Raw genomic sequence first — 19143 nt, 5'->3', positions numbered from 1 at the left:
GCGGCAACCCGTCCGCGCCGCTGATTGTTCCATGGAACCCAAACCCTGTGACGATATCAGGGCGATTCGCCACAGAAAATTCAGCGGTGGGGCGCTTCCGGGTGAGGAGCGGCCCGCGGTTCGTCCTTGTCCCGCCCCGGATGAGGCGTTAACCCCTGCGGCATGGGCAAGACACTGATTCCTCCTGAGCCGCAGGACGTGCAGGAAGTCGCGCTACGCGAGGCGCTGGAAGAGCGCTACCTCGCTTATGCGCTCTCCACCATCATGCACCGGGCGCTGCCGGATGCACGCGACGGGCTGAAGCCGGTTCACCGGCGCATCCTCTACGGCATGCGGCTGTTGCGGCTCGATCCGAGTTCGCCGTTCAAGAAGTCCGCCAAGATCGTCGGCGACGTGATGGGCGGATTCCATCCCCACGGCGATCAGGCGATCTATGACGCGCTGGTGCGCCTCGCCCAGGATTTCTCCTCGCGCTATCCGCTGGTCGACGGACAGGGCAATTTCGGCAACATCGACGGCGATAACCCCGCCGCCATGCGCTACACCGAATCGCGCCTGACCGACGTCGCGCGCCTGCTGCTCGAAGGGCTCGACGAGGACGCGGTCGAGTTTCGTCCGAGCTACGACGGCAGCGACAAGGAGCCGACCGTCCTGCCGGGCGGCTTCCCGAATCTGCTCGCCAACGGTGCGCAGGGCATCGCGGTCGGCATGGCAACGGCGATCCCGCCGCACAATGCAGCCGAGCTTTGCGACGCCGCGCTGCATCTCATTGCCAAGCCCGCGACCAAGACGCAGGGCCTCCTACGTTACGTCAAGGGACCGGACTTCCCGACCGGCGGCATCGTCGTGGACGGGCAGGAGTCGATTGCCGAGGCCTATAATACGGGCCGTGGTGCCTTCCGCGTGCGCGCGAAGTGGCATCAGGAAGATGGCGCGCGCGGCACCTGGCACATCGTCGTCACCGAAATTCCGTGGCTGGTGCAGAAGTCGCGGCTGATCGAGCGCATCGCCGAACTGCTCAACGAGAAGAAGTTGCACCTCGTCGGCGACATCCGCGATGAATCGGCGGAAGACATTCGCATCGTCATCGAGCCGAAGTCGAAGAACGTCGATCCCGAAGTGCTGATGGAGACGTTGTTCAAGCAGACCGACCTCGAGAGCCGGATTCCGCTGAATCTCAACGTGCTGGTGAAGGGCCGGGTGCCCAAGGTGCTCGGCCTTGCCGAGTGTCTGCGCGAATGGCTCGATCATCTGCGCGACGTGCTGGTGCGCCGCTCCAACCATCGCAAGAACCAGATCGAGCACCGGCTCGAAGTGCTGGGCGGTTACCTGATCGCCTATCTCAACCTCGACAAGGTCATCAAGATCATCCGCACCGAGGACGAGCCGAAGCCGGTGCTGATCCGCACCTTCAAGCTCACCGACCTGCAGGCCGACTCCATTCTCAACATGCGGCTGCGCAATTTGCGCAAGCTCGAGGAAATGGAGATCCGTGGGGAGGACAAGAACCTCCGCACGGAGCTGAAAGGCATCAAGGCAGTGCTGGCCTCCGAGGAGGAGCAGTGGAAGAAGGTCTCCGAGCAGGTCAAAAAGGTCCGCGACCTGTTCGGGCCGAAGACCCCGCTCGGCAAACGCCGCACCCAGTTCGCCAATGCGCCTGAACACGATCTTGCCACATTAGAGGAAGCCTTCGTCGAGCGGGAGCCGATTACCGTTGTGGTGTCGGACAAGGGCTGGGTCCGCACCTTGAAGGGGCATGTTGAGGACCTCTCGAACCTCACGTTCAAGACCGACGACCGCCTGGGCATTTCGTTCTTCGCCGAAACCACCTCGAAACTGTTGCTGCTTGGCACACATGGCCGCTTTTACACGCTGGATGCACAGAAGCTGCCCGGCGGCCGCGGCCATGGCGACCCAATCCGCAGCTTCATCGACCTTGAAGGCGATGCCAACATCGTATCGCTGTTCGTCAATACCGGTGGTCGCAAGTTCCTGATCGCGAGCCATGACGGGCAGGGCTTTGTCGTCAACGAGGACGATTGCGTCGGCAATACCCGCAAGGGCAAGCAGGTGATGAACGTCACCATGCCGAACGAAGTCGCTGCGATTGCGACTGTCGAAGGCGATACCGTTGCGGTGATCGGTGAGAATCGCAAGATGCTGATTTTCCCGCTCGAGCAGGTGCCGGAGATGGCGCGCGGTCGCGGCGTGCGGCTGCAGCGTTACAAGGACGGCGGCCTGTCGGACGTCACCACCTTCACTGCGAAGGAAGGCCTGACGTGGAGGGATTCCGCGGGCCGCGAGTTCTCCGCGTCCTGGAAGGAATTGTCGGACTGGCGCGGCAACCGCGCCGATGCCGGACGCCTGCCGCCCAAGGGTTTCCCGAAGTCGAACAAGTTCGGCAAGACCATCGGCTAAAGCGTTTTCAAGCGAAGTGGAAACCGGTTCGCGTGAAGAAAACGCGTCAGATAAAAATCTAAAAACGTTGCACCTCTCCCTGCTGACGGGGAGAGGCCACTTGCCATCAGTGCACATCTGCGACGCGCAGTGATGATCGGGCAAGGGCGTTGCGCTTTCTCAATGCCTGGCACCACGCTTCCTGTTTATGATTGCCTCTCCCCGCGGGCGGCGCGAGGGAGTAAGGTTCTGCTGTGCTTGAAGTCTGGGGGATGCCGCATGGTTCGTCTGAATGAAATCCGCGAAGGTGAGGTGGCCATTACGCCGCCGCCGCCGACCGATGCCGGGTTGACCTTCATCGGTCGTATCCACACCCCGTGGACCGATCGGATGATGACCCCGCGGCAGGGGCGGCAGAACGGCCCCGAATGCCAGCTTGAGATTTTCGAGCCGTGGGTCGCGGCGCTGAGGGGGCTCGAGAAATATTCCAACGTCGAGGTGCTGTACTGGCTGCACCAGTCGCGGCGCGACCTCGTGCTGCAAAGCCCGGCAAGCGACAAGAACGTACACGGCACCTTCTCGCTGCGCTCGCCGGTGCGGCCCAATCCGATCGGTACCTCGGTCGCCAGGCTCGTGAAGGTCGAAGGCAACATCGTCACGGTGCAGGGGCTCGACTGCCTCGACGGGACGCCCCTGATCGACCTCAAGCCCGACCGCTGCCAGTTCACGCCGATTGCTCCGAAACAGCCGGGTGACGACCAGAAAGCAAGCTAACGCTTCTGCAAATCACTTGCATATGGTAACAGGGTCATGCATCCTATGGGCATGGATGCGCGGATTCCCCAAAAAACGGACCCTGCGGTGGCAGGGCGCGGCTGGCGCTTGGCGAACAGCGAGCCGTCGCTGTCCGACGTCTTCGGCTCGATCCGCGTGCGCCGGAGCGGCACGTTCTGGGGCAAGCTGCTGGCGTTCCTCGGGCCGGGCTACCTTGTCGCCGTCGGCTACATGGACCCGGGCAATTGGGCGACCTCGCTCGCCGGTGGCTCGAAATTCGGCTACGCGCTGCTGTCTGTCGCGCTGATCTCCAACATCATGGCGATCATCCTGCAATCGCTGTGCGCACGGCTTGGCGTCGGCGCGGGCCGGGATCTGGCGCAGGCCTGCCGCGACGCGTTCCCGAAATGGGTGAGCTGGCCGCTATGGCTGTTCGCGGAGATTGCGATCAGCGCCACCGACCTTGCGGAGATCATCGGTACCGCCATCGGATTGAACTTGTTATTCGGCATTCCGCTCGAGATCGGCGTTCTGATCACCGCGCTCGACGTGTTTCTCATCCTTGCATTGCAGGCGCTGGGCTTCCGCTGGGTGGAAGCGTTCGTCGTCGCGCTGCTCGGCGTCATCGCGGCGTGCTTTGCGATCCAGATTGCGCTGGCAAATCCTGATTGGGGCGCGGTGATCCGGGGCTTTGCGCCGACGACCGAGATCGTGCGCAATCCCGACATGCTCTATCTCGCGCTCGGTATTCTCGGCGCCACCGTGATGCCGCATAACCTTTATCTGCACTCGGGTCTCGTGCAGACGCGTGGTTACGGCTCGAGCGAAGCGGAGAAACGCGAGGCGATCAAGCTTTCAACCATCGACTCGACGTTCGCGCTGTGCCTTGCGCTCACCATCAATGCCTCGATCCTGATCCTCGCGGCGGCAACCTTCAATGCGGCAGGTAATCATGACGTGGCGGAGCTCGATCGCGCCCACGCGTTGCTTGCGCCGATGCTGGGCTCAGCGGGGGCGCCGACCTTGTTCGGCATCGCGCTGTTGTGCTGCGGACTGAACTCGACGGTGACGGCCACGCTCTCTGGCCAGATTGTGATGGAAGGCTTCATCAATATCCGCATCGCGCCGTGGATGAGACGGCTGATCACGCGTGCCATCGCCATCGTGCCGGCGGCATTGGTGACGATCTGGTACGGGCCGAAAGGCTCGGGCGAACTCCTGATCCTCAGTCAGGTGATCCTGAGCCTGCAATTGCCGTTCGCAATCGTGCCGCTTGTGATGTTCACCGGCAGCCGTGCCAAGATGGGCGTGTTCGTCGCACCGCGCTGGCTTACATTGGCGGCCGCGGTGACGGCGGCGGTGGTGATTATCCTGAACGCGAAGCTGGTCCTCGATTTCATCGCCGGTGGCTGACGAAATCGAGGAGCAGGCTTGGTTGATGTGAGCGATGCTGACGCAAGCGCGTTTTTAGTTTGAGAACACCGCTGGTACGCCGAGCACCTTGGTCGGATCCTCGCCATCCTTGAGGCCTGTGAGCTTCACAAGGGCAGGGGCGATCTGATTCCATCGTTCGCGCGCCATCTTCTTGCCGGATGGAGTCTTGGCTTCGTCAAACAGACGCTGAAAGACGTAATAGACGATGTGGCCTTCCTCCTGAGGCGTCTTGGCGCCCCAGCGCTTCTTGGCGAGCTCGCGCCACTTGCTGCCATCCGGCACCACGGATTCAGGCACGAACTGCGAGATCAGGTCGGCATCGTGCGTAAATTTTGCGATGTCGTTTTCCGGCTCGGGGTAGACGCTTTCCCAGGCGCCTTGCTTGCCAGCCGCTTTGTCAATCGAGGCACGGAAGTACCAGTAACCGGTCGAATGCTCGACGATCGCAGCCTGAATGGCTTCGATGTCGGCCTTCTGGAAACTGCCGATCTCCTTCAGCATCTCGCCGGCCATGACGGCACCGGTGATGTGGTGGATCAGCGCGCGGTTGCCGCCGATCTTGGGATTGGTCAGAACCTGCTCGTCACTCCAGAAGCGCGGCGAGTTTTTCAGATAGCCGGCCTGCTTCAGGGCGGTGACCATGTCGCGTGCCTTCGTCAGTTGCGCCGTGTCGGTCAGCACGGCTTCCTTCTCCTCCTTGGCGATGTTGTGCAAGAGGTCGCCGGCAAGGGCCTTCTTGCGGTCGGCATCCGGCATCTTCTGGTCCATCGCCATCTTGTAGACGAAGGCCGCGCACAGCCGGTTGTGCAGGATGTCCTGCGTCGGATCCTTCACCTGCCGTTCTTCGGTCGCGATCATGACGTCCATGACCTTCTGAAGATCGGGCATTTCCGTGAGGTAGGCCTTTTCCATGCCGAGATAGGGCTCAGGTAGCGTGTATTTGTCCTGCGAGGCTGCGAAGGCGGGAATGGCAGCCGTCAAACTCAGCGCAAGGGTTGCGAGGGAAATATATCGTCTGATCATGATTTCTCCCGTGAAAAGCCTGTGTGATCCGAACGGCGAATTGTTCACGAGCGGACGCCGCGTGACAAGACGCCGCCCAAGGCAATGGATGCGCGGCGAAAAGACGCTTGACGTTGGGGGAGAAGCTGCGGGCGATTGATCGGGAGACGTGCGGCTCAGTCCTGAGTGGCAATGCCGGTGGCGTCGACGCGCAGCCATCCGTTCGGCGACAGCCGCTGCTGGGGCAGAAAGCGGGCCTTGTAGCTCATCTTGCTGGAACCCTCGATCCAGTAGCCGAGATAGACGTACGGCAGGCCCATGCTGCGCGCCCGCGCGATGTGATCGAGGATCATGAAAGTGCCGAGCGAGCGGTCGTCCACGTCGGGATCGAAGAACGAATAGACCATCGACAGCCCGTCGCCGAGAACATCGGTGAGCGCAGCAGCGACAAGCTCGCCACCTTGTTTGCCACTATCTGTTCGCCTGCGATATTCGACGATACGAGTGGTGACGTGGGTATCCTCCACCATCATCGCGTAGTCGAGCACGGTCATGTCCGCCATGCCGCCATCGTGGTGGCGGGCATCGAGGTAGGCGCGGAAGATCGAATATTGTTCGGAGGTCGGAACCGCGTTGCGCATCTCGCCGACGAGGTCGGCGTTGCGGTGGAGCACCTTGCGCAGGTTCCGTGACGGTTCGAACTCACCGGCGATGACGCGAACCGAGACGCAGGCGCGGCAGAGATCGCAGGCGGGGCGATAGGCGATCGACTGGCTGCGACGGAACCCGCCATGGGTCAGAAGGTCGTTCAGCTCGCCGGCCTTGTCGCCAACGAGGTGCGTGAAAACCTTACGTTCCTGAAACCCTTCAAGATACGGGCAGGGTGTCGGCGCCGTCAGATAGAATTGCGGCGTATTGCGCGAGTGCTGCGTCACGTCAGGCCGTCAACTCCGGACCGGAGGCGGCGCGCTCTCGCGCCGCCAGATTTGATTCACGAGACAAGCATCGCTCGCGCGCTTTCACCCGTCAATCAGAACGAACGGGGAGGCTGGGTTGCCGCCGTGTTCACGAGCACCGTGCCGAGCACGAGGTCGTGCAGCAACTGGCCGCGCCGGTTGAAGAACCCGACCAGCACGATCAGCGGCGTCAGGAACGACACCGAGAACCAGTAGGCGAGCGCGTGGATCACGCCGAGCAGGAAATAGGGCGGTTCGCCGGACAGGGTTTCCATATGGATTCCCAGCATCCGCATGCCAACTGTGGCCGAGTGCGCTCCACCGAGCGAAAGGCCGTAATAGAGCAATGCCCAGACGATCGAGAATGGCGACACCAGCCAGAACAGCGCCCAGCCGAGCCCGAGCGTCACCACGCCGAACAGCGCGATGAAGATCGTGGCGAGGATGATCGGAACCGACAGCACCAGAAGGTCGATCAGGAAGGCGACGAAACGCTTGGTCAGCACGCCGCTGTAAAGCGCGAGGTTGCTTTGCGTTTCGGCTTCGTAAGCACGCGAGCCATAGGGCTCGTTCCGCCACGACGCACCACCATTCGAGTCTTGCGTATTCGACATCATCGCCTCCTTGCCCCAAGAGGGGCTTCCTGCGACATGGCGATGCATTTCCGCAGCGCAAGATGGCCTGGGACGGCGCGACAAAAATTTTGAGTGTGGCCGGCGCTTGGGAGTTAGCCCCTGGTGCGCAGCTTCTCGGCCGCTCGCGGCGCGAAGTAGGTGAGAACGCCGTCAGCACCGGCGCGCTTGAACGCGAGCAGGCTTTCCATCATCGCGCGTTCGCCGTCGAGCCAGCCATTGTTCGCCGCCGCCATCAGCATCGCGTACTCGCCGGACACCTGATAGGCGAAGGTCGGCATCGCGAAGGTGTCCTTCACTCGCCGCAGGATATCGAGATAGGGGAGGCCCGGCTTCACCATCACCATGTCCGCGCCCTCGGCGATATCGAGTTCGACCTCGCGCAGCGCTTCGTCGGAATTGGCCGGGTCCATCTGATAGGTGCGCTTGTCGCCGGTGAGCGCCTTCGCGGAGCCGACCGCATCGCGGAACGGGCCGTAGAAGGCGGAGGCGTATTTCGCCGCATAGGCCATGATCTGCACATCGCCGAATCCCGCAGCGTCGAGCGCATCGCGGATCGCGCCGATACGGCCGTCCATCATGTCGGAAGGTGCGATGACGTCGCAGCCGGCTTCCGCCTGCACCAGCGCCTGACGCGCAAGCACGGCGACCGTCTCGTCGTTCATGATGACGCCATCGTCGCGCAACAAACCGTCATGGCCATGGCTGGTGAACGGATCGAGTGCCACGTCGCACAGCACGCCGAGATCGGGAAACTCTTTCTTGACGGCGCGAACAGTCCGGCACACCAGATTGTCCGCGTTCAGCGCCTCGGAACCCTGCGGATCGCGCAAGGCAGGATCAGTGTAGGGGAACAGGGCAATGCACGGGATGTCGAGCTTGGCCGCGCGCTCCGCATCGCGGACGCATTGATCGACGCTGAGCCGTTCCACGCCCGGCATCGAGGCAACCGCCTCGCGCCTGTTGTCGCCATCTGCGGCAAACAGCGGCCAGATCAGATCGTCCGTCGTCAGCACATTTTCGCGCACGAGCCGGCGCGCCCATTCGCTCTTGCGGTTGCGGCGCATCCGCGTGGTGAGATGCAGCGCTGCGGGCGAGGCGTCTGTGCCGGAGGTGAAAGAGGGCGCAGTGTCGCGGGCTTCGATCGGTCGTCCGAATTTGATTGCCATGAAGTCGGTCTCCTGACGTGAGCTTTATCATTCCGTCCCGCCCGCGTCACCGCGAGGCGGCCGAATATCTGGATTGATTTTATGGCGGCGACCGACCAAAGCTGTGGCCCATGAACGACGATTTCGAGCCTTCGCGGAAAGTGCACAGGGTGCGCGTCAACGATCCCGTCCAGCAGACGGCGAAGCGTGGCCGGCTGGCCTCGCTCACCGGTGAGGTCGAGACCGGCGAGACGACATGGACGACGCGCCTCGTCATGTTCCTGCGCGCGATGGCCGTGATCGCGATGATCATGGGTCTCTACAACTGGGCGCAGATCACCGGGTTCCTCGGCGGACAGGACGGCGCGTTCGAAGTGCAGACGATGCAGTGGCAGGCAGCCACCGTTTATTTTGCGGTGATCGAACCTGTCGCTGCTGTCGGGCTGTGGCTCGCAACGCCATGGGGCGCAGTGGTGTGGCTCACCACGATTGTATCGCTTGCCGTTGTCGAGATCATGTTTCCGTCGATTTACGGCGGACACTTTCTCGTCGTTGTGTTCGCGGCGGTGTTGCTCGCCGCTTATCTCGCGCTCGCATGGATGGCGGCGCGCGAACGGCCGCCATAGCGCGTGCCTTGATCCTTGACGAAACCTTTCAGCGTTGTGCCGCTTTCGGTTCAGAATGCGACAGAGTCCGGAGCGAAGCGTGAACAGCGGCTTTCGTTCCTGAATCAAATGTTACGAAAACCCCTGAAAACGCTGGCTAAATCAAATGTTTACGCAATCAAATAAACCTTCTCTTTATTGTGTTATTTAAGCTCATCTTCAAATGCACCCCCTAATTTGCGGTCATCAGGCGGGACAAAAGTTTCGTCGAATAAGTCGTAAAAAACGACAGGGGAAGTGTCATGATGAAATCCGCAGCCAAAGCTGTGATGCCTGCCGCCAATGAAACGTCGGCGCCGATCCAGCCGCTTTATCTCGAAGCTCTCACGCTCGTCGAACGTCTGCATCGTCGTCTGCTCGACGTCATCAAGGACGAATTCGATCGTCGTGGCCGCTCCGATATCAACTCGGTGCAGGCGCTCCTCCTCTACAACATCGGCGACAAGGAGCTCACGGCTGGCGAACTGCGCACGCGCGGTTACTATCTCGGCTCGAACGTCTCCTACAATCTGAAGAAGCTTGTCGAGATGGGCTTCCTCGATCATCAGCGTTCACGCGTTGATCGCCGTTCGGTGCGCATCAGCCTGACCGAGCAGGGTCAGGAGATTCGCCGCATCGTCGACGCGCTCTACCAGAAGCACGTCAAGACGGTGGAGCAGGTCGGCGGCATCTCGAACGACGAGTTCGCCACGCTGAACAAGTCGCTGCATCGGCTCGAGCGTTTCTGGACCGACCAGATCCTCTATCGGCTCTGATTGCCTTGAATTGCAGGATGGCGTGAAGGCGCACGGAAGGGCTGCAAAGCTCCTCACGTGCTCCGGCGGAAAAGCCGGTCATGCGCCGCCTGTTTAAAACTGGATGACCTCCAAGGAAACGGCCTCCTCGCATGAGGAGGCCGTTTGCTTTTTCGGCAGGCCATAGTAGCCCTAGCCTGCGGAGGGACCATGAACAGAGTTCAAATCGGCGTCCTTGGGACGGCCGCGTTTCTTGGGGTGGCGATATTCGGACTGACGCGCCAGGCCTACGACAAGCACGACCTGCTCGGGGTCATTCCCGGCATGACGTACAAGCAGGCCGAGTCGCTCAGCCGCTCGCGGAAGTGGACCTGTCAGGATCAGCCGGCGGCGCATGAAGCTGTCTGCAGCACATCCCGTGGTAATTTTACGCTTCAATATCTGCCGGACGGCGATCAGCCGATTTCGCGTGCCACGCTCGAACTGACGAAGCTCACCGATACGGCGCAGGTGCTGGCCGACGATCTGTCCGGCCAGTACCGGAAGCAGCCGGCCCGTGTCGAAGGGCAGGAGCCGGTCATGACGTTCACCTGGGATCTCGGTGGCGGGATCACCTTGCAATTGCAAAAGACCGCGGCGGATAAGGCCGATCTCGTCATCGGGAACGAGAGCCTGCAAAAGCGCCGGGATAGCGCGGGGCAGGGTGCCCCAAAGTAGCGGCGAGGGCCTCCGAGGGGAGAATCGACTGGTAAACGAGTCCTGAATCCGGGGGCGCACCTTTCAAAAATAAAGCGCGGGACTCTGGCCGGGACTCTTTCCATCATCATGGCCATGAGACAGCCGATTCTGAAAACCGACCGTGAGCGTGTGGGCGTCGTTCTGACGCTTGTGCTGCTTGCGGCCTGTTCGCTGAACCTGATCGTCTTCTGCGCCCGCCTGTAGGCGCCCCGGCTGCCCGGGCGGGTATGCCCGTTGAATGTCCCTGAAGACGCCTTTTGGGGCCGGGGGACCGCGGGTGGGGGACAGGCCGCTATCCCCTTACCATATAGGGCGTTACGGCCCCGAAACTTGGCCCCGGGGGCCATATATGGTATGTCCCGCAGCGTTTCTTCCGACTTTGTCCTCACCTGACCGCGCCGATCGATCGGCCGCGGTGGAGATCATTCTTCAATGCCGTCTTCCGCGCAGAACGCCTCGACCCCCAATACGTTTTTCACCGCCTCGCTGGCCGCGGCCGATCCCGAGATCGCCGATGCGATCAAGGGCGAGCTGGGTCGCCAGCAGCACGAGATCGAGCTGATCGCCTCCGAGAACATCGTGAGCCGCGCCGTGCTCGAGGCGCAGGGCTCGGTGATGACCAACAAGTACGCGGAGGGTTATCCCGGCAAGCGCTACTACGGCGGTTGCGAGTGGGTCGACGTCGCTGAGACGCTCGCGATCGAGCGCGCCAAAAAGCTGTTCGGCGCGCAGTTCGCCAACGTGCAGCCGAACTCCGGCAGCCAGATGAATCAGGCGGTGTTTCTCGCGCTGCTGCAACCCGGCGATACCTTCATGGGTCTCGATCTTGCTGCGGGCGGCCATCTCACCCACGGCTCGCCAGTCAACATGTCCGGCAAGTGGTTCAAGGCCGCGCACTACACCGTGCGCCGTGACGATCAGTTGATCGACATGGACGAAGTGGCGAAGCAGGCCGAGCAGGTGAAGCCGAAGCTTATCATCGCCGGTGGCTCCGCTTATTCACGTCCGTGGGACTTCAAGCGCTTCCGCGAGATCGCCGACAGCGTCGGCGCCTATTTCATGGTGGACATGGCGCACTTCGCCGGTCTCGTTGCGGGCGGCGTGCATGCTTCGCCGGTGCCCCATGCTCACGTCACGACGACAACGACGCACAAGTCGCTGCGCGGTCCGCGCGGCGGCCTGATCCTCACCAATGATGAGGACATCGCCAAGAAGATCAACTCGGCGATCTTCCCCGGCCTACAGGGCGGGCCGCTGATGCACGTCATCGCCGCCAAGGCAGTTGCCTTCAAGGAAGCGCTGCAGCCCGACTTCAAGGTCTACGCGAAGAACATCGTCGAAAATGCCCGGGCACTTGCGGAAACGCTGCGCGGCCATGGTTTCGAGATCGTCTCCGGCGGCACCGACAATCACCTGATGCTGGTCGACCTTCGTCCCAAGGGGCTGAAGGGCAACATCTCGGAGCGGGCGCTGGTGCGCTCGGGTCTCACCTGCAACAAGAACGGCATTCCGTTCGACCCCGAAAAGCCGTTCGTGACCTCGGGCCTGCGCCTCGGCACGCCGGCAACGACGACGCGCGGTTTTGGCGTTGCAGAGTTCAAGCAGGTCGGCGCGCTGATCGCCGAAGTGCTGAACGCAGTTGCGCAGTCGCCGGATGGTGCCGCGCCGGGCGTCGAGGAATCGGTGAAGAAGCGGGTACGCGAACTCACCGATCGGTTCCCGATCTATTCGTAGGAGTGTTTCGTCGTTGCGAGCAAAACGTGCGCGCAATGACGGCCACATAGGATGACACAATGCGTTGCCCAAGCTGCGGCAGTCTCGATACCCAGGTGAAGGACTCCCGACCCACGGAGGACTCCTCCGTGATCCGCCGCCGCCGCGTGTGCCTGACGTGCAACTTCCGCTTCACGACCTTTGAGCGGGTGCAGTTGCGCGAGCTGACCGTGATCAAGCGCAACGGCCGCCGGGTGCCGTTCGATCGCGATAAGCTCGTGCGCTCGCTGCAGATCTCGCTTCGCAAGCGGCCGGTGGAAACCGAGCGGCTGGAGAAAATGGTCTCCACCATCGTGCGAGAGCTTGAAAGCAGCGGCGAGGCGGAAATCTCGTCCGAGATGATCGGTGAGATCGTGATGGAGAATCTGCGCCAGCTCGATGACGTCGCCTATGTGCGCTTTGCCTCCGTCTATCGCAATTTTCGCGAGGCCAAGGACTTCGAGACGGTGTTGGGCGAACTCTCCGACGAGGGTCTGCCGACCAACGTGCGCAAATGATGGCGCAGGCCAGCGCTTCGGCGGCCGTTTCTTCTGAAGACCATCGCTTCATGCAACTCGCGCTCGCGCTCGGCCGGCGCGGGCAGGGTGCGACTTGGCCGAACCCCGCTGTCGGCGCGGTGGTGGTGAAGGATGGCGTCATTCTCGGGCGTGGCTGGACACAGCCCGGTGGCCGCCCGCATGCCGAGCCGCAGGCTTTGCAACGAGCGGGCGAAGCAGCGCGAGGTGCAACGCTCTATGTGACGCTCGAGCCGTGCTCGCATTACGGTAAGTCGCCGCCTTGCGTGGATGCGATCATCGTATCCGGCATCGCGCGCGTGGTGTCGGCGATCGAGGATCCCAATCCGCAGGTGGCGGGACAGGGCCATGTGCGATTGCGGGATGCAGGGATTACGGTAGATGTCGGGCTGTGCCGGGACGAAGCGGCTCAGGCGCATTCGGGGCATTTCCTGCGGGTGCGCGAGGGCCGGCCGCACGTCACACTTAAGCTCGCGGTCTCGGCCGATGGCAAGATCGCAGCCGCGGGCGGCAAGCCGGTACGGATCACTGGCGAGGCCGCGAATGCGCGGGTTCACCTTTTGCGCGCGGAAAGCGATGCGATCCTGATCGGCATCGGCACAGCGCTGGCCGACGATCCGCTGCTGACCTGTCGTTTGCCCGGCATGGAGCATCGCTCGCCAGTGCGTGTGGTGCTTGATCGCGCGCTGCGATTGCCGGGCGCGAGCCGCCTTGTGCATTCCGCGCGGCAAACGCCGCTGTGGATCATTGCCGCTGAGACGGCGGAGGCCGCGGCTGCGGCCAGACTCGGCGTCGCCGGGGCGCATCTGTTCCGTCTGCCGGTGGAAGATCGCGCGGCCGGTCTCGATCTGAACGCTGTGTTGCGGACCTTGTCGGAGCAGGACATCACGCGACTGCTGGTCGAGGGTGGCGCAAAGGTGGCGTCGTCGTTTCTAGCCGCCCGGCTCGTCGATGAGTTTTGGCTGCTGCAAGGCGCGAAAAGCATCGGTGACGATGGTTTGCCGGCGCTGGAAGGGCAGGACCTTGATGCCGTCACCGCATCGTCCGGCTGGCGCATCGACGCAACGCAAATGTTGGGCGATGATCGGCTGACAATCTCCCGGCGCGTCGAATCCATCTGAGAGACTATTTCATGTTCACAGGAATCATCACCGACGTCGGCGAAATCCTCTCGATCACGCCCACCGCGCAGGGGCAACTGCATCGTCTGCACATCGGCTGCCATTACGATCAGACAACCATCGCCGATGGCGCATCGATTGCCTGCAATGGCGTCTGCCTCACCGTGGTGCGTTCCGGCGTGGAGGCGGGCCGTACCTGGTTCGAGGCAGATGCGGCGGCTGAGACGCTGCGCCTGACGACTGCGAGAGACTGGACGCAGGGCTCCCACCTCAATCTCGAGCGCGCGCTGAAGATTGGTGACGAGCTTGGTGGCCATATCGTATCCGGCCACGTCGACGGCATCGCCACAGTCACGCTGCGCGAGGACCTGCCGGATATGGCACGGTTCGAGCTGCGCGCGCCCCGTGACCTTGCGAAGTTTATCGCCGCCAAGGGCTCGGTGACGCTCGATGGCGCCTCGCTGACGGTCAATACGGCAGTTAATGACACTTTTTCGGTGCTCATCATCCCGCACACGCTGCAAGTGACGACGCTGCAGAGCTGGCAGGTGGGCAGCGAGGTGAATATCGAGATCGACGTTATGGCCCGTTACGCCGCCCGACTTTCGGAGATGGCCTAAAGTCGTCGCGAGGAGGCCTGACAAGACTCGATATTTGCAGCCTTTCCGGCTTGGAATTGCCCGGCGTTGCGACTACAACCCGCCCGGACATTCAATAAAAACTGACTGACGGATTTTGCGATGGCGACCCCCCGCCGGGCCCAACTGGACGACAAGACCGACATCACCGGCGCCCGCGTCGTGATCGTCGAGGCGCGCTTTTACGACGATATTCAGGACGCTCTCCTGGAAGGCGCGAAGACTGAACTCGATGCGGCAGGCGTCGCTTACGATATTCTGAGTGTGCCGGGCGCGCTGGAAATTCCGGCTGCGATCGCGATTGCGCTCGATGCGGCGAAGAAGAACGGTCGCCCCTATGAAGGCGCGGTGGCGCTGGGTTGCGTCATTCGCGGCGACACCATCCACTTCGAGATCGTTTCAGCGGAATCCGCGCGTGGGCTGATGGATTTGTCGGTGTCGCGCAGCCTTGCGCTCGGCAACGGCATCATCACCGTCAACAACACGGAGCAGGCGTGGGAACGCGCCCGTGCCGACGACCTCAACAAGGGCGGAGATGCGGCGCGCGCTGCGATCCAGATGATCCGGATCAAGCGCAAGCTGGCGAAGCCGTGATGGCCGACACTCCTAAAACTGTGGCTTCCAAGACCGAAGGCAAGGCGAACCGGCGTGGCGCGGCGCGGCTTGCGGCCGTGCAGGCGCTGTACCAGATGGACATCGCCGGCGCAGGCATCAACGACATCTTCGCGGAGTTCGAGAGCCATTGGCTCGGTAACGAGGTCGAAGGCGACGAATATCTTCCGGCGGAGGCCGCGTTCTTTCGCGACATCGTCTCCGGTGTCGTGCGCGATCAGGGCCGGATCGACCCGATGCTCGACGAGGCACTGAGCCGAGGCTGGCCGCTGAAGCGGATCGAGGCGATTCTCCGCGCGACGTTGCGCGCCGGTGCCTATGAGCTCGGTCATCGCAAGGACGTTCCCGCACGCGTCGTCATCAAGGAATATGTCGATGTTGCCCATGCCTTTTTTGAGGCCGATGAGGCTGGGATGGTGAATGCCGTGCTCGATCAGATCGCGCGGCAGACGCGGGCCGGGGAATTCCACTAGAAGTCGTCATGCCCGGTCTTGTGCCGGGCATCCACGCCTTGGATAGTCTGTCGAGACGTCGATGGCCGGGACAAGCCCGGCCATGACAACGAACGGTATGGCTGGACGTAACAATGGCCTCTGCCGAAGACGATCTGATTGCGCGTTATTTTCGCCCGGTCGCCACGCATGCGGGCGCGCTCGGGTTGATCGATGACGCCGCGATTCTGGCCGCATCGGGCGAGGATGTGGTTATCACCACGGACGCCGTTATCGAAGGCGTGCATTTCCTGCCCGACGATCCGCCGGAGACGGTGGCGCGCAAGGCGCTGCGGGTAAACCTGTCCGATCTCGCGGCCAAGGGGGCGAAGCCCGCAGGCTTCGTGCTGACGCTTGCGCTACGCGGTGTCAGCGAAGCGTGGCTTGCGCCGTTCACTGCCGCGCTGGCGGAGGACGCTAAAGCGTTCGGGTGTCCGTTGCTCGGTGGCGATACGGTCTCGACGCCGGGACCGCTCATGATCTCGGTGACGATCTTCGGCAAGCTGCCAGCCGGCACCATGGTGCGGCGAAGCACCGCCCGGCCGGGTGACATCGTCGCCGTGACCGGCACGATCGGCGATGCGGCACTTGGCCTTGCCTGCTTGAAAGGGCACGCGCCGCTCGACAATGTGGAGGCCCGTGATGAGCTGATCGCGCGCTATCAGGTCCCGCAGCCACGCAACGCGTTGGCGGAAGCCGTTCGTACCCATGCGAGTGCGGCGATGGATGTCTCGGATGGTCTTGCCGGTGACCTCGCCAAACTTTGCGCTGCCTCAAATGTTTCGGCGACGGTGGAAACTTCGGACCTGCCGTTTTCCGACACCGCGCGTCAGATTCTATCGCTTGGCGCAATCGGGCCGGAAACGCTGATCGCTGGCGGGGACGACTACGAGATTCTCTGCACCGTTCCGCAAGGGCGCTGGGCGTCCTTTATGGACTCGGCAGAACGCGCGGGCGTAGCGGTCACGGCGATCGGGCGGATCACAAATGGACCGTCCGCACCGGTATTTCTCGATGCAGCGGGCGCTCCGATGCATTTGAAACGATTGTCCTACAGCCATTTCTAGGATTGCTGCGTCGCACGCAGGCGTATTGAACTTTGGCCTCATTCTAGCGATTGGCCGCGGCTTCAATCGTTGCGTCTCGAAAGTGGATTTGGCAGAGTTCGCGCGGACTTGAAGCGGGTCGATCATTCGGCATCTGTCTTCATTTCTACGTGCCGTCCGCGTCCTGCGGAGAGCCGGCCGTTTCGGGGAACATCAGGGGCCATTCATGACAGCTTTGTGGTTGATCGTGCTCTGTGGAGCACTTTCCGTCGTTTATGCGGCGTGGGCAACGTCGTCGGTACTGGGGGCCGACGCAGGCACTGCGCGCATGCAGGAAATTGCGGCAGCGGTCCGCGAAGGCGCGCAGGCTTATCTGCGTCGTCAGTATCTGACGATCGCCATCGTCGGCGTCGTTATCTTCGTGCTGCTTGCGTACTTCCTTGGCATCCTGGTTGCGGTCGGCTTCCTGATCGGCGCCATACTCTCGGGCGCAGCGGGCTTCATCGGCATGAACGTCTCGGTGCGAGCCAACGTCCGCACCGCGCAGGCGGCGACCAAGTCGCTCGCCGGCGGCCTCGAGCTTGCTTTCAAGGCAGGTGCGATCACCGGTCTTCTCGTGGCTGGCCTCGCGCTGCTCGGTGTCACGCTCTACTTCATCTATCTCACTCAGTTCCACGGCTTGAAGCCGAATGACCGCGTCGTCATCGACGCGCTGGTCGCGCTCGGCTTCGGCGCTTCGCTGATCTCGATCTTCGCCCGTCTCGGCGGCGGCATCTTCACCAAGGGTGCGGACGTCGGCGGTGATCTCGTCGGCAAGGTCGAAGCAGGCATTCCGGAAGACGATCCGCGCAACCCGGCGACCATCGCAGACAACGTCGGCGACAATGTCGGCGACTGCGCCGGTATGGCGGCCGACCTGTTTGAGACCTATGCCGTGACCGCGGTCGCGACCATGGTGCTCGCGGCGATCTTCTTCGGCGCCACGCCGGTCGTGAAGGAGGTGATGACGCTGCCGCTCGCCATTGGCGGCATCTGCATCATCACCTCGATTATCGGCACGTTCTTCGTGAAGCTTGGTGCAAGCCAGTCGATCATGGGCGCGCTTTACAAGGGCCTGATCGCAACCGGCGTGCTTTCGCTCGCGGGTGTTGCGATCGCCGTGCACTACCTCGTCGGCTTCGGCCAGCTCGCGGGCGTGAGCTACTCCGGCATGTCGCTGTTCCTGTGCGGCGTCGCGGGCCTCGCGGTGACGGGTCTCATCATCTGGATCACCGAGTACTACACCGGCACCGACTATCGCCCGGTGAAATCGATCGCGCAGTCCTCGGTCACGGGTCACGGCACCAACGTGATTCAGGGCCTCGCGATTTCGATGGAAGCGACGGCGCTGCCCGCCATCGTCATCATCGCGGGCATCCTCATCACCTATAGCCTCGCCGGTCTGTTCGGCATCGCGATTGCGACCACCACCATGCTGGCGCTCGCCGGCATGATCGTCGCGCTCGACGCCTTCGGTCCGGTGACGGACAACGCGGGCGGCATCGCGGAAATGGCGGGCCTTCCCAAGGAAGTCCGCAAGGCGACCGACGCACTCGATGCGGTCGGCAACACCACCAAGGCAGTCACCAAGGGCTACGCGATTGGTTCTGCCGGTCTTGGCGCGCTGGTGCTGTTTGCCGCCTACAATCAGGACCTGAAGTTCTTCATCGCCGACTCTGCGAACCATCCTTACTTCGCGGGCGTCTCGCCAGACTTCTCGCTCAACAGCCCATATGTCGTGGTGGGCCTCCTGTTCGGCGGTCTGCTGCCCTATCTGTTCGGCGCGATGGGCATGACCGCGGTTGGCCGTGCAGCCGGTGCGATCGTCGAGGAGGTGCGTCGCCAGTTCCGCGAGAAGCCCGGCATCATGCAGGGCACCGACAAGCCTGACTACGGCAAGGCGGTCGATCTTCTGACCAAGGCGGCGATCAAGGAAATGATTATTCCGTCGCTGCTGCCGGTGCTGTCGCCGATCGTCGTCTACTTCGCGATCTATGCAATCGCGGGTGGTGGCGCAGAGGGCAAGTCGGCTGCATTCTCCGCGGTCGGCGCGATGCTGCTCGGCGTTATTGTCACCGGCTTGTTCGTCGCGATCTCGATGACCTCGGGCGGCGGTGCCTGGGACAACGCCAAGAAGTACATCGAGGATGGCCATTACGGCGGCAAGGGTTCCGACGCTCACAAGGCGGCGGTGACCGGCGACACCGTCGGCGATCCCTACAAGGATACGGCTGGCCCCGCAGTGAACCCGATGATCAAGATCACGAACATCGTGGCACTCCTGCTGCTTGCAGTCCTCGCGCATTGATCGCGATACGATACGAGAGCCCCGCTTTGATAGAATCAAAGCGGGGCTCTCGCTCATTGTTTTGACGCGTTTTCTTCACGCAAACCGGTTTCCACTTCGCTTGAAAATGCTCTTATGAAA

The 19143-nt window shown here is 62.4% G+C and carries 18 protein-coding genes; 14 read left to right on the top strand and 4 right to left on the bottom strand.

Features of this window, described 5'->3' with window-relative positions; all coding sequences use genetic code 11:
• The first annotated feature begins 162 nt into the window (after positions 1-162).
• From parC to OCA5_RS10890, 3 genes are all read left to right on the top strand, one after another.
• The gene (gene parC, locus OCA5_RS10900) at positions 163-2418 is read left to right on the top strand and encodes a DNA topoisomerase IV subunit A (protein WP_012563000.1); all 2256 of its coding nucleotides are present in this window, start codon (positions 163-165) and stop codon (positions 2416-2418) included.
• A gap of 258 nt (positions 2419-2676) precedes the next feature.
• A complete protein-coding gene (gene tsaA / locus OCA5_RS10895) occupies positions 2677-3171 on the top strand; it encodes a tRNA (N6-threonylcarbamoyladenosine(37)-N6)-methyltransferase TrmO (protein WP_012563001.1) in 495 nt (164 codons plus the stop codon).
• 51 nt (positions 3172-3222) lie between these two features.
• Positions 3223-4584 carry an Nramp family divalent metal transporter gene (locus OCA5_RS10890; RefSeq protein WP_422836352.1) on the top strand — a complete coding sequence of 454 codons (1362 nt, stop codon included), beginning with the start codon at positions 3223-3225 and terminating at the stop codon, positions 4582-4584.
• Between the two features lie 54 nt (positions 4585-4638).
• Here the strand turns inward: OCA5_RS10890 and OCA5_RS10885 are convergent, their stop codons facing one another.
• The 4 genes from OCA5_RS10885 to hemB form a co-directional block, all read right to left on the bottom strand.
• Positions 4639-5628 (bottom strand): HD domain-containing protein, encoded by a 990-nt coding sequence (locus tag OCA5_RS10885; RefSeq protein ID WP_012563003.1) that lies wholly within the window; start codon positions 5626-5628, stop codon positions 4639-4641.
• 155 nt (positions 5629-5783) lie between these two features.
• A complete protein-coding gene (locus OCA5_RS10880; RefSeq protein WP_012563005.1) occupies positions 5784-6542 on the bottom strand; it encodes an arginyltransferase in 759 nt (252 codons plus the stop codon).
• Between the two features lie 95 nt (positions 6543-6637).
• Positions 6638-7177: an RDD family protein gene (locus OCA5_RS10875; RefSeq protein WP_013913177.1), complete on the bottom strand. Its 540-nt coding sequence runs from the start codon at positions 7175-7177 to the stop codon at positions 6638-6640.
• A 113-nt stretch (positions 7178-7290) separates the two neighbouring features.
• Positions 7291-8364: a porphobilinogen synthase gene (hemB, locus tag OCA5_RS10870; protein WP_012563007.1), complete on the bottom strand. Its 1074-nt coding sequence runs from the start codon at positions 8362-8364 to the stop codon at positions 7291-7293.
• A gap of 110 nt (positions 8365-8474) precedes the next feature.
• On the opposite strand from hemB, the gene OCA5_RS10865 reads away from it, so the two are divergent.
• The 11 genes from OCA5_RS10865 (at position 8475) to OCA5_RS10815 (ending at position 19023) form a co-directional block, all read left to right on the top strand.
• Positions 8475-8969, top strand: a complete 495-nt coding sequence (locus OCA5_RS10865) for a DUF6163 family protein (protein ID WP_013913176.1) — start codon at positions 8475-8477, stop codon at positions 8967-8969.
• 281 nt (positions 8970-9250) lie between these two features.
• Positions 9251-9763, top strand: coding sequence for a transcriptional regulator LdtR (gene ldtR / locus OCA5_RS10860; protein ID WP_012563009.1), 513 nt, complete (start codon positions 9251-9253; stop codon positions 9761-9763).
• A gap of 189 nt (positions 9764-9952) precedes the next feature.
• Positions 9953-10459 (top strand): hypothetical protein, encoded by a 507-nt coding sequence (locus OCA5_RS10855; protein ID WP_013913175.1) that lies wholly within the window; start codon positions 9953-9955, stop codon positions 10457-10459.
• A 453-nt stretch (positions 10460-10912) separates the two neighbouring features.
• Complete coding sequence (gene glyA / locus OCA5_RS10850; protein WP_012563012.1) at positions 10913-12214, top strand: serine hydroxymethyltransferase; 1302 nt, start codon at positions 10913-10915, stop codon at positions 12212-12214.
• A gap of 59 nt (positions 12215-12273) precedes the next feature.
• Positions 12274-12750 carry a transcriptional regulator NrdR gene (gene nrdR, locus OCA5_RS10845; protein ID WP_012563013.1) on the top strand — a complete coding sequence of 159 codons (477 nt, stop codon included), beginning with the start codon at positions 12274-12276 and terminating at the stop codon, positions 12748-12750.
• Positions 12750-13889 carry a bifunctional diaminohydroxyphosphoribosylaminopyrimidine deaminase/5-amino-6-(5-phosphoribosylamino)uracil reductase RibD gene (ribD, locus tag OCA5_RS10840; RefSeq protein ID WP_013913174.1) on the top strand — a complete coding sequence of 380 codons (1140 nt, stop codon included), beginning with the start codon at positions 12750-12752 and terminating at the stop codon, positions 13887-13889. Before nrdR ends, ribD begins: the two co-directional genes overlap by 1 nt.
• Positions 13890-13900: 11 nt before the next feature.
• The gene (locus OCA5_RS10835) at positions 13901-14509 is read left to right on the top strand and encodes a riboflavin synthase (protein ID WP_012563015.1); all 609 of its coding nucleotides are present in this window, start codon (positions 13901-13903) and stop codon (positions 14507-14509) included.
• Between the two features lie 120 nt (positions 14510-14629).
• Entirely contained in the window at positions 14630-15121 is a 492-nt protein-coding gene (gene ribH / locus OCA5_RS10830) for a 6,7-dimethyl-8-ribityllumazine synthase (RefSeq protein ID WP_012563016.1), read from the top strand.
• The gene (gene nusB, locus OCA5_RS10825) at positions 15121-15612 is read left to right on the top strand and encodes a transcription antitermination factor NusB (protein ID WP_013913173.1); all 492 of its coding nucleotides are present in this window, start codon (positions 15121-15123) and stop codon (positions 15610-15612) included. The genes ribH and nusB overlap by 1 nt, the downstream gene beginning before the upstream one ends.
• Before the next feature lie 113 nt (positions 15613-15725).
• The gene (thiL, locus tag OCA5_RS10820; RefSeq protein WP_012563018.1) at positions 15726-16697 is read left to right on the top strand and encodes a thiamine-phosphate kinase; all 972 of its coding nucleotides are present in this window, start codon (positions 15726-15728) and stop codon (positions 16695-16697) included.
• Positions 16698-16902: 205 nt separating this feature from the next.
• Positions 16903-19023, top strand: a complete 2121-nt coding sequence (locus OCA5_RS10815; protein WP_012563019.1) for a sodium-translocating pyrophosphatase — start codon at positions 16903-16905, stop codon at positions 19021-19023.
• Positions 19024-19143: the final 120 nt, after the last annotated feature.

The organism is Afipia carboxidovorans OM5, from assembly GCF_000218565.1.
Lineage (GTDB): Bacteria > Pseudomonadota > Alphaproteobacteria > Rhizobiales > Xanthobacteraceae > Afipia > Afipia carboxidovorans.
This window is presented reverse-complemented; position numbering and strand designations above follow the sequence as displayed.